This window comes from Janibacter hoylei PVAS-1 (assembly GCF_004025845.1).
In the GTDB taxonomy this organism is placed as follows: Bacteria; Actinomycetota; Actinomycetes; order Actinomycetales; family Dermatophilaceae; genus Janibacter; species Janibacter hoylei.
This window is the reverse complement of the sequence record NZ_PIPF01000007.1, coordinates 185341-198530: the sequence shown is the minus strand read 5'-3', so window position 1 is coordinate 198530 and position 13190 is coordinate 185341. Positions and strand designations below refer to the sequence as shown.

Genomic DNA, 13190 nt, shown 5'->3' with positions numbered 1-13190 from the left:
CCTGTCCCGGGCAGCGCGTGGAGGGAGACCGGGGAGTGGGTCTCCGTCCGCGACCAGGTGAAGTCGATGCCGCGCGCGCACTTCGGGAGCGCGGTGACGGTGCGCCACTACCAGGGGACATCAGCTTCCTTCGCGGGGAAGTGGGTGGCGACGACACACGGCGCGAGGCGGCCGCTCCTCGCACTGCGAAATGACATAATGTGGATTATCGGCGTTGCCGACGACGGGGCCAGCCGTAGATTCCGGCTCACCCCATCGATCAGCACGCAGGAGCTACATGAGCCAGGTCGTCGACGTCAGGCCCGTCTCCACCGAGGGCCTCGAGAGCTCTCCGGTCGCTGACGCACTCGCCAGCACGATCCGCAGCAGCGACGTCGGCATCACCGGCGACTGCCCGGTACGAGCGTCGGGGCCGCGGCAGTCATCGGCTGCCGCGTCGTCTACTTCTACCGGATCCTCGGCGTCGTGCTCTTCGAGCCGGCGCAGCGTGGCCTCGTGGCGCTCGACCGTGAGGTCCGGGACCACCACATGCACGTGCGAAGGGTCCACGCGCTGGCGCTGGTGTCGGAGAACTACACGCGCAGACGGGCCGTGCGCAGGTCCTCGACGACGTCGACCACCTCCCCCCGCCGGTGTCGATGTCCAGCGCCGAGTCGGCGCCGGTGAGCTCGGACCCGAGCAATCTGACATAACTCCATGGAGGGCGTTGCTCGGTTGCCCGCCCGTCGAGCCAGTCGAAGCCCCAGCCCGTGACGTCGGCGGCGACCGCTTCGGCGACGAGGTCGCCGAAGGAGGGCGCGTGGTTGATCAGTACCCGTCGGGCGTGAAGTCGACCTGCGTCGGCGGGGCCAGGGCCTCCTTGGAGACCACGCGCCGGGCCGAGGTGTAGAGCTTCATGACGGCGTCGGGGTCGTGGGCACAGCCCTGCATGACGGCGGTGAGGACGACAGCAGCCTCGGCCTCCATCGTGCGTCCGTGACTGCGCGCCACCTCGCTCAGCCGGGTCTCGACGTCGGAGCCGAAGTCGTGGATCTCGGGTGTCATCTGGATCACATCCCTTCCTCGATCAAGGTACCGCGGTGCCGGGTCCACGTCACGTGAGCAACGCTGCTCAGCGGTGGTCGTGTCTCAGGCCTGCGTGTCGAAGACCGACCAGCAGAGGTCGTTGCGCCGGGCCATGTCCTCCAGGACGAGCGCTCGGATCTCGTCGGGGATCCGGTCCCGCTGCCAGGCGGCCTCCGCACGCCCTTCGGCCGCTCCCCCACCCCGTGGCGCCCCGGCCTGAGCAGACTTGATCGCGTAGGCGCCCGCCCCGAGGTCGTGCTCGGCGACGTGGCCCACGCACGCGGCCTGGCCGGCGGCGTATGCGGCGAATCGTGCGGCTCCGGTCAGCGGTCGCGCAGCGCCCATGGCGTGACCACCGAGCGCCCGTGCGGCCATCATCGGCATCTCCCCTGCCGCCCAGGCTCGTGCTGCGGCGATCGCCTCGCGGGGTCGTCGGTCCGCAGGGGCCGCTGCCTCGAAGTGCGGGAGCACGTGCGCGGCGCAGTCCGCAGCCCACAGGGCGAGCATCCGGTGGTGCTCGTCGGTGAGCGTCCCGCCACGCCGCACGGTGATCATGCGGGGGTCGCGGACCGGGGGCAGGATCACGGCTCGACCAGGCCCTCCTCGCGAAGGGAGGTCAGCGCCGCCCGCACGTCGGCGCGACCCCCCTTCGTCCAGCGGCAGAACCGGTCGCGGCAGGTTGGGGCCGCGGACGAGGCCCAGCTGCTCGGCGAGGGCCGAGACCACTCGGTAGCTCCCGTGGGCGCTGAGGAGGCGCCACAGCGGGTCGAGCTGGCGGGACAGGTGCTGTGCCTGTGCGGCGTCGTCGGCGGTCACGGCGTCGACGATCGCGCGGCAGGGCCCCGGCAGTGTCCCCGCGAGGACGCTGTACCAGGCATCGCACCCGGCGACGAGGGCATCGGCCGCCGCTTGGTCGCCACTGGTGCCGATCGCCACCTCGGGCGCGAGGTGGGAGCGAAGGGAGTCCACCCGCGCCCTGGTCGCCTCCACTCCCCCGGTCACGGGCGGGATCTTGATCGCGGCGACGTGCGTCAACTCGCTGATCCGACCGTGCAGCTCGTCGCCGAAGTTCACGTGGGTCGTGCCGGGGTTGTCGTAGACGACGACGGGCACGGAGCTCGCCGCATCGACGTCGGCGAAGAGCTCGTAGACCTCGTCGTCCGTCAGGGCCTGGTAGGTCATCGGCGCGAGCAGCACCCCTGTGGCGCCGGCCGTCTGGGCATCGTCGAGGTGCCGCAGCACCTCGCGCGTCCGGACGTGGCCGATGCCGGCGATGACCGGGACCCCGCCGGCGGCGGAAGCCGCGAGCTCGACGACCCGCCGCCGCTCCGCGCGGTCGAGGTAGGCGTAGCTGCCCGTCGAGCCCAGGGCGGTGATGCTGTCGACTCCCGCCGTCACGACTCGCTCGACGATGCCGACGAAGGCCGCCTCGTCGACGGCGTCCTGGGCGATGGGTGTGAGGGGGAAGGCGCTCAGGCCCCGCAGCCCGGGTGCAGTCGTCATGGCCCCACTCCATCATCCGGATCGGCCCAGAGCGAGAGGACCGCGCGTGCTGCCGCTGGCCGTCGGCCTCATGCCGCCCGGGCCGGGTGCAGCACGGCCAAGGCCGCCCTGGTCGTCGCAGGCGTGATCTCGTCGGCGGCGGTCCGGCTTCCGCTCGTCGAGGGCTGGCTCACCCGGCGCCACTCCCGTGCCGCCTGGCGTGCGGCGGGCCCGGTCAGTCGCGCAGGTGGACGACGGTGAGCCCCGTGGCCACTGCGATGTGCTCGAAGTCCGAGTCGCGGTGGGCGACGGGCCATCCGGCCTGACTCACCGTCGGTCCCTGACGAGACGTCGGACCTCGACCTCGTAGCGGCTGGCCGCTCCGGCCGGGGTGCGGAAGAAGCGGCGCCGCAGACTCCCTTCGACCCGCACGCGGGTGCCGTCCTCCAGGCGTGCCGCCGCACGCCTGGCCGACGCCGACCAGCAGGCGCAGTCGATCGTGTCCACCGGCTGCCCGTCATCTCTCGCGACGACCACCCGCAGCGTCACGAGCTCGTCGCCGCTCGGCAGCGTCCGGCTCGCCGGTGGCCCGCTCACCCGACCGGTGATCTCGACCCGGTTGACCTCCGTCGTGCGCTCCGCCGTCGTGCCCATCACGTCTGCTCCCTGTCGTCGGTGTGGCTCCTACCCTCTCCGCCCGAGCCCTCGACCGGCGGGCCGGCGATGGACCTGTGGACAGTGCGTGGTCGCGCCGAGAGGGTGGTGACATCACGGTTCGGTATACGTCCCAACCACCCCTGTCGGGCACACGTCTGCCGGGACATGGAGATCACACGCCGCACCGTCCTCGGCGCGGGGGCAGCACTCCCCCTCATCGCCGCACCCGCCCGCGCCGGAGCCGCCACGACGAGCGGCCCGAGCCCACGCGACTGGGCCGAGCTCGACTCGGCGCTGCGCGGCAGCATCGCCAGACCGGGGTCGTCGAGCTACAGCAGCCGGGTCCCCCTCTTCGACCCCCGCTGGGACTTCCGCCGACCGGCTGCCGTGGCTCGCGTCCTGTCGACTCGTGACGTGGCCACGTGCGTGACCTTCGCCCGTGACCACGGGCTCCGCGTCACCGGTCGCTCTGGCGGGCACTCCTACGTCGGTGCGTCGGCGACCTCCGGGTCGCTCGTCGTCGACACGCGGAGCCTGCGCAATGTCGTCCTCCGATCCGGTGACACCCAGACGATCGTGGGCGCCGGTGCCGGCCTGTACTCCGTCCACGCCGCACTGGCCCAGCGAGGCCGCTCGATCCCCACCGGCACCTGTCCCACCGTCGGGACCGCAGGGCTCACCCTGGCCGGGGGGCTCGGGGTCGACAGCCGCCGCTACGGCCTGACCGCCGACCGCCTCGTCGGCGCCACGGTCGTCGACGGCCGCGGCCGCATCCACGAGGTCGACGCCTCGCACGAGTCGGACCTTTACTGGGCGCTCCGGGGCGGTGGCTCCGGCGTCGGGCTCGTCACCATGCTCACCTACCGGACGATCCCCGCCGCCTCGATGGGCTTCTTCTCGCTGTCCTTCCCGGCGTCCTCCGCCGCCACCGTGCTGCGCCGCTGGCCCGAATGGCTGGCCACCCAGCCCAAGGACACCTGGGCCAATGCGCACGTCGACGTCTCCGGGTCGTCGCTGTCGGTGCGCATCTTCGGCGTCTGTCCAGCAGGCAGGCAGGACGCCCGGGCCGCGTCCCTGCGCCAGGGCATCGGCATCACCCCGACCCGGACGAGCACGACCTCGCGCTCCCACCTCGAGGCAGTGAAGTACCTCGGCGGTGGCTCGACGACGCCACGGACCCGGTGTGCGGCCGGGTCCGACATCATCGCCCGGATGACGACCGGGACAGCCGACGCCATCGTCTCCGCCATGCGATCGGCCGGCTCGCGGGGGCTGGCCGCCGCCGCGATCCTCGACCCGCTCGACGGAGCGGTGAGCTCCCCGTCGACGGGGGCCACCCCCTTCCCCTGGCGCTCGCACACCGCGAGCGTGCAGTGGTACGTCGGCCTCCCCTCGTCCGCGACCTCGAGCAGCTATGCCGCCGCGCACGACTGGATCGGGCTGGCGCACGAGCGGCTCGGTGGGCGCAGCGTCGGTGGCTACATCGGCTATCTCGAGTCCGGACGGACCCGCCGTGACTACCTCGCCGACAACGCCACCCGCCACACGCAGGTGAGCGCCGCGTACGACCCCGACGGCGTCATCCTCTGACGCTGACCCGACCCGCCCCGGGAGCGCCCGGCCCGGTGGGATCCGGTCCCCCGGAGACGCGCGGACGTGCCATCGTGGGTCGAGGCGCGCACGACGCGTGGGTGTGCGCCGACCACACCGACCCAGGAGACCTTGTGACGACCCATCCCCGGACGGGCACGACGACCGACGCCCGCCCCATCGAGCACGGCACGATCCGAGCGGCGCGGCGATGAGCGCCGAGACGCACCGGTGGCCTGCCGGCGCCGTCGTCACCGGCGCCGGCCGCGGCCTGGGGCGGCAGATCGCCGGCCTTCTCGTGGAGCGGGGCTACCGGGTGCTCGTCACCGACCTCGACGAGGCGGCGGCGCAGCAAGTGGCGCGCGAGCTCGGCGAGCGAGCGACAGCTCTCGCGCTCGACGTCCGTGACGACGCGGCCGTGCGTGCCGCGCGCGATCGGATCATCGCCGTCGCCGGTCGCCTGGACGTCTGGGTCAACAACGCCGGCGTGCTCTTCACCGGCCCCGCGTGGGAGCACGACGAGCAGCAGCGCCGCCTGATGATCGAGGTGAATGCGATCGGGACGATGAACGGCACGCTGGCCGCCGTCGAGTCGATGCGTGCCGACGGCGGTGGCCAGATCATCAACATCGCCTCGCTCGCCGGCCTCACCGCCGTGCCCGGCGAGGGGGTCTACGCCGCCTCGAAGCACGCCGTCATGGGGTTCAGCCTGAGCACCATGGCCGACCTGCGGGCAGCCAAGGTCAAGAACGTGCACATCTCGTGCATCTGCCCCGACGGCATCTGGACGCCGATGCTCCACGACAAGCTCGACGACCCCGGCGCCGCGCTCTCCTTCTCCGGCAAGCTGCTGCAGCCCCACGAGGTCGTGTCCGCGGTGGGCAAGGTCCTCGAAGAGCCGCGGCTGGTCACCACCCTGCCCGGGTGGCGCGGGGCGGTCGTGCGGTTCGGCGACCTCTTCCCGGCTCTCGGGCTGGCCCTGACGCCCTTCGTCGTGCGGCAGGGCGAGCGAACCCAGCGCCGGATGCGCAAGGCGCAGCAGGGCCGCCGGCGGATCGGCTGGCGCTGACCCAGGCGCGAGCGCCACGTTGACCTCCTCCCCGTCGAGCACGAGCGCACGCTCGTCCTTGACGACGGACAGCGAGCTGACCTTCGGGTCGCCGACGACGTCGACGAGGGTCGTGGCCACCAGGGCTCCGGCCATGGCGAAGGGGATGCTGCTGGCGTCGACGTGGCGGCGACGAGCGGAAGCCGACGACCATGGCGACGTAGGCCCCGGCGTTGACCCCGAGGAGCCCGGGGTCGGCGAGCGGGTTGCGGGTGATCCCCTGCATGAGCGCGCCCGCGATGCCCATCGCGGCACCCACGGTGAGCACGAGCAGGGTGCGCGGGAGACGTGACCCCCCGGATGATCTGGGCGTTGGTGCTGCCGTCGTCGTGCCACGGGGCCGCCACGCGACCTAACCCTCGTGGCCCACGTAGGCCGCCAGGTGCGTGGCGGTGAGGGTCTCCCCCTTCGCCACGAGGTCGGCAGGCGTCCCCTCGAAGACCACCCGGCCCCCGTCGTGACCGGCGCCGGGCCCCAGGTCGATGATCCAGTCGGCGTGGGCCATGACGGCCTGGTGGTGCTCGATGACGATGACCGACTTGCCCGAGTCGACGAGGCGGTCGAGCAGCGCGAGCAGGTTGTCGACGTCGGCCAGGTGCAGGCCGGTCGTCGGCTCGTCGAGGACGTAGACCTCGCCCTTGTCGCCCATGTGCACGGCGAGCTTGAGCCGCTGGCGCTCGCCACCGGAGAGGGCCGTGAGCGGCTGGCCGAGGGTGAGGTAGCCCAGACCCACGTCGACGAGACGAGTGAGGATCCTGTGCGCGGCCGGCAAGGAGGCCGGGCCATCCTTGGCGAAGAAGGCCTGCGCCTCGGTCATCGACATCTCGAGCACGTCCGCGATGTTCTTGCCGGCGAGCTCGTACTCGAGCACCGCCTCCTGGAAGCGGCGCCCCTCGCAGTCCTCGCACGGTGACTCGACCGTGGCCATGACCCCGAGCTCGGTGAAGATCACGCCCGCGCCGTTGCACGTCGGGCAGGCGCCCTCGGAGTTGGAGCTGAAGAGCGCCGGCTTGACCCCGTTGGCCTTGGCGAAGGCCTTGCGCACCGGCTCGAGCAGCCCCGTGTACGTCGCGGGGTTGCTGCGGCGCGAGCCCTTGACCGCCGACTGGTCGACGACGACCTCGTCACGGTGGTCGAGCCCCGAGTGGATGAGCGAGCTCTTGCCCGACCCGGCGACGCCCGTCACCGCGACGAGCACCCCGGTCGGGATGTCGACGTCGACGTCCTGGAGGTTGTGGGTGCTGGCCCCGCGGATCTCCAGCGCCCCCGTGGCGGAGCGGACCTCGTCCTTGAGCGCGACGCGGTGGTCGAGGTGGCGCCCGGTGAGGGTGTCGCTGGCCCGCAGCTCGTCGACGGTGCCCTCGAAGACGATCTCGCCCCCCTTCGACCCCGCCATGGGGCCGAGGTCGACGGCGTGGTCGGCGATGGCGATCGTCTCGGGCTTGTGCTCGACGACGAGCACGGTGTTGCCCTTGTCGCGCAGCCGCAGGAGCAGGTCGTTCATCCGGTCGATGTCGTGCGGGTGCAGACCGATCGTCGGCTCGTCGAAGACATAGGTGACGTCGGTGAGCGAGGACCCGAGGTGGCGGATCATCTTGGCCCGCTGGGCCTCGCCGCCCGACAGCGTGCCGGCGGGACGGTCCAAGGAGAGGTAGCCCAGGCCGATCTCGGTGAAGGAGTCGAGCAGGTGCTGCAAGCCGGCGAGCAGCGGCCCGAAGCCAGGCTCGTCGAGCTCGCGCACCCAGGCCGCCAGGTCGTTGATCTGCATCGAGCACAGGTCGGCGATGCTCTTGCCCTCGATCTTCGACGCGCGCGCCTCCGGCGTCAGGCGAGTGCCCTCGCACTCCGGGCAGGTCTGGAAGGTCACGGCCCGCTCGACGAAACGGCGCACGTGCGGCTGCATCGCCTCCGGGTCCTTGGAGAGCATCGACTTCTGGATCTTGGGGATGATCCCCTCGAAGGTGAGGTTGACGCCCTCGACCTTGATCTTCGTCGGTTCGCTCCACAGCATCGTCTCGAGCTGCTTCTTCGTGAAGTCCCTGATCGGTGTGTCCATCGGCAGACCCATGCCGGCGAAGAGGCGGCCGTACCAGCCGTCCATCGAGTAGCCGGGGACGGTCAGGGCCCCGTCCTCGAGCGTCTTGGTGTCGTCGTAGAGGGCCGTGAGGTCGATGTCGCTCACCTGCCCCATGCCCTCGCAGCGCGGGCACATGCCGCCGAGGTAGACCGCCTGCTTGACCGTCTTGCGCTCGGTGTGGGTCCCCTTGTCGGTCGTCATCGACCCGCTCGCCTTGCGCGTGGGGACGTTGAAGGAGAAGGCAGTCGGCGGGCCGACGTGCGGCTGGCCGAGCCGCGAGTAAAGGATGCGGAGCATGGCGTTGGCGTCGGTCGCCGTGCCCACCGTCGAGCGCGGGTTGGCCCCCATGCGCTCCTGGTCGACGATGATCGCCGTCGTCAGCCCCTCGAGGTGGTCGACGTCGGGCCGCGCCAGCGAGGGCATGAAGCCCTGGAGGAAGGCGCTGTAGGTCTCGTCGATGAGCCGGCGCGACTCGGAGGCGATCGTCCCGAAGACGAGCGAGCTCTTGCCCGAGCCCGAGACCCCGGTGAAGACCGTCAGCCGCCGCTTGGGCAGGTCGACGCTCACGTCCTTGAGGTTGTTTTCCCTCGCTCCCTGCACCCGGATGAGGTCGTGGCTGTCGGCGGCGTGCGGCATGGGTGCTCCAGACGATGGGGTCGAGGCGGGTCTGCTCGAGCAAAGCAGATGCTGGCCACATGTCGCATCCGGCCCCGCACGGCCTCCTCGTGCTGCACACTCTGGGCGTCCTCGGTCATGCGAGTGCCGGCGCCATCGCGGCACGTGACCGATCGCGGCCGGGCGATGGGAGAGCGAGACCTCGCCGCCGAGCTGGACTCGGCTTCCCGCTCGGGAGCGACGACCCCACCGGCTGAGTCCCACCGATCCTCCGCTGGACGACCACTTGCGATAGATAGGAGTCCTATGTAACGTGGCGGGACGTGCCCGACGACTCCATCGACCAGACCGCGAGCGACCTCGTCACCTATGCCGCCCGTCTCGTCCGCGCCTCGCGCCAGCACATCCACCGCACTCCCCCCGCCGGCATCCGCGTCCTGTCGCTCGTCGACGAGCACGGCCCCACCGGCATCGGACGACTCGCCGAGCTCGACCGCACCTCCCAGCCGACGATGTCCGGGGCCGTCGCGACGCTCGTCGAGCGCGGCTGGGTCACCAAGGAGCCCGACCCGTCCGACGCCCGCGCCACGAGGGTCACCCTCACCGACGCCGGACGCCGCGCGCTCGCGGTCGTCCGCGAGCGCAGCGCCACCACCGTCTCCCGGGTCATCCGGGAGCACCCCACCCTGACCCCCGAGGACCTCGCGACCGCCGTCACGGTGCTGCGCGCGGTGCTGGAGGCCAGCTCGTCCCAGCAGGAAGGTCAGCAGTGACAACCCCCGCAGTACCCGCCGAGACCACCCCGTCGATGTGGAAGCAGCCGCGCGCCGTGTGGGCCGTCGCCTTCGCGTGCGTCATCGCCTTCATGGGCATCGGTCTCGTCGACCCGATCCTCAAGCCGATCGCCGACGAGCTCGGCGCCACCCCGAGCGAGACCTCGCTCCTCTTCACCAGCTACATGGCGATCATGGGCGTGGCGATGCTCGTCGCCGGCTTCATCTCCTCGCGCATCGGCGCCAAGCGCACCCTCATCGCCGGCCTGACCCTGATCATCGTCTTCTCCGCGCTCGCCGGGATGTCCGACAGCATCGGGGCGATCGTCGGCTTCCGCGCCGGCTGGGGCCTGGGCAACGCGCTCTTCGTCGCCACGGCCCTGTCGACGATCGTCGTCGCCTCCGCCGGAAGTGTCGGCCAGGCGGTGATCTTCTTCGAGGCCGCCCTGGGCCTGGGCATCGCCGTCGGCCCGATCGTCGGCGGTCAGCTCGGCTCGATCTCCTGGCGGGCCCCATTCTTCGGGGTCGCGGTCCTCATGGTCGGGGCCGTGGTCGTCACCTCCTTCCTCCTGCCGCCCACTCCACCGTCGGGCCACAGGACCTCGCTCGCCGCGCCGCTCAGGGCGCTGCGTCACCCGGGTCTGCTCACCGTCGCCCTCACCGCGCTCTTCTACAACATGGGCTTCTTCACCCTGCTCGCCTTCACCCCCTTCCCCCTCGACATGACCGCCTCGCAGGTGGGGTGGGTCTTCTTCGGCTGGGGCGTGCTCCTCGCCATCACCTCGGTCAAGACCGCCCCGTGGTTGCAGCGCCGCTTCGGCACCATCCCGTCGATCATCGGCGCGCTCACCCTCTTTGGCCTCGACCTGGCAATGATGGCGGTCCTTGTCGACTCCAAGGCCGCCCTCGTCGTCGGTGTCGTCCTCGCCGGCGCCTTCCTCGGCGTCAACAACACCCTCATCACCGAGGCGGTCATGGGCTCGGCTCCGGTCGACCGGCCGATCGCATCGTCCGCGTACTCCTTCGTCCGCTTCTCCGGTGGCGCCGTCGCCCCCTGGGCCGCGGGTCGCCTCGGGGAGGAGGTCGGCATGAGCGCCCCCTACTGGATGGCGACGATGGCGGTCCTCGTCGGCGTCGCGATCTTCGCCTATGGCTCCCGCTACCTGCGCGGCGAGCAGACGCCCGCTGCGCACAGCCCGGCCGAAGGGGAGGCCGTCCTCGTCGGCGACGCGGACTGAGCGGCCCTTCGAGACGGTCGCTTCGCGACCTCCTCAGGGATCGGGGAGGGCATCTACCCCAGGTCGAGGAACATCACGTGCAGTCCCACGGGACCGTGCTCCGGGTGGTCGAAGGCCCCGGGCACGGTCCCGATGACCTCGAAGCCCAGTGACTGCCAGAGACCCACAGCGCGCTCGTTGGTCTCGACGACGGCGTTGAACTGGATGCCGGCGTAACCCTGCTCGCGCGCCCACCCGATGACGTGCTCGCCGAGTGCTCGTCCCACGCCCCGCACACCGGCGTCCGGGTCGACCATGAAGGACGCGGTGGCGATGTGCGACCCGCGGCCGGGCCGGTTGGGCCCCATCTTCGCCGAGCCGATGACCCGGTCACCCGACTCGGCGACGACGGTCCGGCCGGGCGCCGTCTCCATCCACAACGCGTGCGCCTGGGGGGACGTGAGCCCCTCCGGGTAGGCGTAGGTCCGCCCGTCGTCGACGATGCGGGCCCAGAAGGGGAAGATCTGCGACCAGTCCTCGTGGGTGGCCGCGCGGATCGTCAGGTCGCTGCTCACCGGGTCAGCATCGCACCCGGGAGCGTGGCAGGCTTCGCGGGTATCGCAACGACGCGACGACGGAAGGTGACCATGACCCAGCCCGCACTCCCTTCGTACTCCTCCGGCACCTCGGACGCACCCCTGCTCGGCGACACGATCGGGGGCAACCTCGAGCGGACCGTGGCGACCCACGGTGACCGCGAGGCGCTCGTGGACGTGCCGAGCGGCCGCAGATGGACCTATCGCGAGCTGCTCACGGACGTCGACGCCGTGGCGCGTGGCCTCATGGCGAAGGGGGTGTCCGCCGGCGACCGGGTCGGCACCTGGTCACCCAACTGCGCCGAGTGGACGATCCTGCAGTATGCGACGGCGCGGGTCGGTGCCGTGCTCGTCAACATCAACCCGGCCTACCGCTCGCACGAGCTGACCTACGTCGCGCAGCAGTCCGGCCTGCGGATGCTCGTGAGCGCCCAGCAGCACAAGACCTCCGACTACCGGGCGATGGTCGAGGAGGTGCGGGGTCAGCTGCCCGACCTGCGAGACGTGGTCTACATCGGCGACCCCTCCTGGGCGGAACTCGTCGCCGGCGGAGCCTCGGTCACCGAGGACCAGCTCGCCGAGCGCGGCGCCGGTCTCACCCCCGATGACCCGATCAACATCCAGTACACCTCGGGCACGACCGGCTTCCCCAAGGGCGCCACCCTCAGCCACCACAACATCCTCAACAACGGCTACTTCGTCGGCGAGCTGATCCGCTATACCGAGGCCGACCGGATCTGCATCCCCGTGCCCTTCTACCACTGTTTCGGCATGGTCATGGGCAACCTGGCGGCCACTTCGCACGGGGCGTGCATGGTCATCCCGGCACCCTCCTTCGAGCCGGCGGCCACCCTCCGGGCGGTCGTCGACGAGCGGTGCACCTCGCTCTACGGCGTGCCGACGATGTTCATCGCCGAGCTCGGGCTCCGGGACTTTGCGGACTACGACCTGTCGAGCCTGCGCACCGGGATCATGGCCGGGTCGACCTGCCCGGTCGAGGTGATGAAGCGCGTCGTCGCCGAGATGAACATGGCGGAGGTCGCCATCAGCTACGGCATGACGGAGACCTCCCCCGTCTCGACGATGACCCACACCGACGACGACCTGGCCCGCCGCACGGAGACGGTGGGCCGGTCGATGCCGCACATCGAGTCCAAGGTCGTCGACCCGGTGACCGGTGTGACCCTGCCGCGTGGTGAGACCGGCGAGCTGTGCACGCGCGGCTACAGCGTGATGCTCGGCTACTGGCAGCAGCCGGACAAGACCGCCGAGGCGATCGACGACGCCCGGTGGATGCACACCGGAGACCTGGCGACGATGGACGAGCACGGCTACGTCGAGATCGTCGGTCGGATCAAGGACCTCGTCATCCGGGGCGGCGAAAACATCTATCCCCGCGAGGTCGAGGAGTTCCTCTACACGCACCCGTCGATCGCCGACGTGCAGGTCATCGGCGTGCCCGACGAGCGCTACGGCGAGGAGCTCATGGCGTGGGTCGTGCTCAGGGAGGGCGTCGCTTCGCTCACCGTGGACGACGTGCGCGAGTTCGCCGCCGACAAGCTCGCCCACTACAAGATCCCGCGGTACGTCCACGTGACCGATGCCTTCCCGATGACGGTGACGGGCAAGGTCCGCAAGGTCGAGATGCGGGAGCAGGCGGGCGAGATCCTGCGCGCCGACTGAGCCGGACGCACGAAGGGTGGTACCCCGGAGACCGGGGGTACCACCCTTCGTCATGTGGTGCGGTGAGTCAGACCTGCCGGTCGCCCGTCGACGACTGCTCGGACGGGGCCTGCGCCTTGTCCGATGCACAGCTTGACCAGGAGGTTGGCGAGGAGCGCACCGACGAAGAAGACGATCCCGGCGCCGATGAGGTTGGGGCGGAAGCCGAGGACCCCGTCGACCATGCCGTGGATCGGGGTGAGCACCGGCTCAGGCCGAGGAGCTGCAGGATCTCGACGGCCTCCTCGGCTGGCTAGGCTGCAGCCATGAAGCACAGAGGTCGGCTGC

12 protein-coding genes and 1 pseudogene are annotated in these 13190 nt (G+C 71.1%); 5 read left to right on the top strand and 8 right to left on the bottom strand.

Features of this window, described 5'->3' with window-relative positions:
• Nucleotides 1–273: 273 nt before the first annotated feature.
• From CWN80_RS07845 to CWN80_RS07825, 4 genes are all read right to left on the bottom strand, one after another.
• Nucleotides 274–534, bottom strand: a complete 261-nt coding sequence (locus tag CWN80_RS07845) for a hypothetical protein (RefSeq protein WP_007924289.1) — start codon at nucleotides 532–534, stop codon at nucleotides 274–276.
• A 273-nt stretch (nucleotides 535–807) separates the two neighbouring features.
• On the bottom strand, nucleotides 808–1053 hold the full coding sequence (locus tag CWN80_RS07835; RefSeq protein ID WP_007924296.1) for a hypothetical protein: 246 nt from the start codon (nucleotides 1051–1053) through the stop codon (nucleotides 808–810).
• 75 nt (nucleotides 1054–1128) lie between these two features.
• The gene (locus CWN80_RS16010; RefSeq protein WP_007924298.1) at nucleotides 1129–2568 is read right to left on the bottom strand and encodes a dihydrodipicolinate synthase family protein; all 1440 of its coding nucleotides are present in this window, start codon (nucleotides 2566–2568) and stop codon (nucleotides 1129–1131) included.
• A 306-nt stretch (nucleotides 2569–2874) separates the two neighbouring features.
• The gene (locus tag CWN80_RS07825) at nucleotides 2875–3201 is read right to left on the bottom strand and encodes a single-stranded DNA-binding protein (RefSeq protein ID WP_128277170.1); all 327 of its coding nucleotides are present in this window, start codon (nucleotides 3199–3201) and stop codon (nucleotides 2875–2877) included.
• A 168-nt stretch (nucleotides 3202–3369) separates the two neighbouring features.
• Between CWN80_RS07825 and CWN80_RS07820 the strand changes: the two genes are divergently transcribed.
• Nucleotides 3370–4794: an FAD-binding oxidoreductase gene (locus CWN80_RS07820; RefSeq protein WP_007928980.1), complete on the top strand. Its 1425-nt coding sequence runs from the start codon at nucleotides 3370–3372 to the stop codon at nucleotides 4792–4794.
• Nucleotides 4795–5005: 211 nt separating this feature from the next.
• Complete coding sequence (locus tag CWN80_RS07815; RefSeq protein WP_007928979.1) at nucleotides 5006–5863, top strand: SDR family oxidoreductase; 858 nt, start codon at nucleotides 5006–5008, stop codon at nucleotides 5861–5863.
• Between the two features lie 190 nt (nucleotides 5864–6053).
• Here the strand turns inward: CWN80_RS07815 and CWN80_RS16090 are convergent.
• Both CWN80_RS16090 and CWN80_RS07805 read right to left on the bottom strand, forming a co-directional pair.
• Nucleotides 6054–6182 (bottom strand): annotated as a pseudogene (locus tag CWN80_RS16090) (iron chelate uptake ABC transporter family permease subunit); the annotation flags it as partial.
• Between the two features lie 72 nt (nucleotides 6183–6254).
• Complete coding sequence (locus CWN80_RS07805; RefSeq protein WP_007928976.1) at nucleotides 6255–8615, bottom strand: ATP-binding cassette domain-containing protein; 2361 nt, start codon at nucleotides 8613–8615, stop codon at nucleotides 6255–6257.
• 302 nt (nucleotides 8616–8917) lie between these two features.
• Here CWN80_RS07805 and CWN80_RS07800 point away from each other — a divergent pair, with 302 nt between their 5' ends.
• Both CWN80_RS07800 and CWN80_RS07795 read left to right on the top strand, forming a co-directional pair.
• A complete protein-coding gene (locus CWN80_RS07800) occupies nucleotides 8918–9367 on the top strand; it encodes a MarR family winged helix-turn-helix transcriptional regulator (protein WP_007928975.1) in 450 nt (149 codons plus the stop codon).
• Nucleotides 9368–9402: 35 nt separating this feature from the next.
• Nucleotides 9403–10605: an MFS transporter gene (locus CWN80_RS07795; protein ID WP_007928974.1), complete on the top strand. Its 1203-nt coding sequence runs from the start codon at nucleotides 9403–9405 to the stop codon at nucleotides 10603–10605.
• Nucleotides 10606–10658: 53 nt separating this feature from the next.
• On the opposite strand, the gene CWN80_RS07790 is transcribed toward CWN80_RS07795, so the two are convergent.
• A complete protein-coding gene (locus CWN80_RS07790) occupies nucleotides 10659–11159 on the bottom strand; it encodes a GNAT family N-acetyltransferase (protein WP_238148119.1) in 501 nt (166 codons plus the stop codon).
• A gap of 72 nt (nucleotides 11160–11231) precedes the next feature.
• On the opposite strand from CWN80_RS07790, the gene CWN80_RS07785 reads away from it, so the two are divergent.
• Nucleotides 11232–12863 (top strand): AMP-binding protein, encoded by a 1632-nt coding sequence (locus tag CWN80_RS07785; RefSeq protein WP_007928972.1) that lies wholly within the window; start codon nucleotides 11232–11234, stop codon nucleotides 12861–12863.
• Between the two features lie 50 nt (nucleotides 12864–12913).
• On the opposite strand, the gene CWN80_RS07780 is transcribed toward CWN80_RS07785, so the two are convergent.
• Nucleotides 12914–13108, bottom strand: a complete 195-nt coding sequence (locus tag CWN80_RS07780; RefSeq protein WP_007928971.1) for a mechanosensitive ion channel family protein — start codon at nucleotides 13106–13108, stop codon at nucleotides 12914–12916.
• Nucleotides 13109–13190 lie beyond the last annotated feature (82 nt).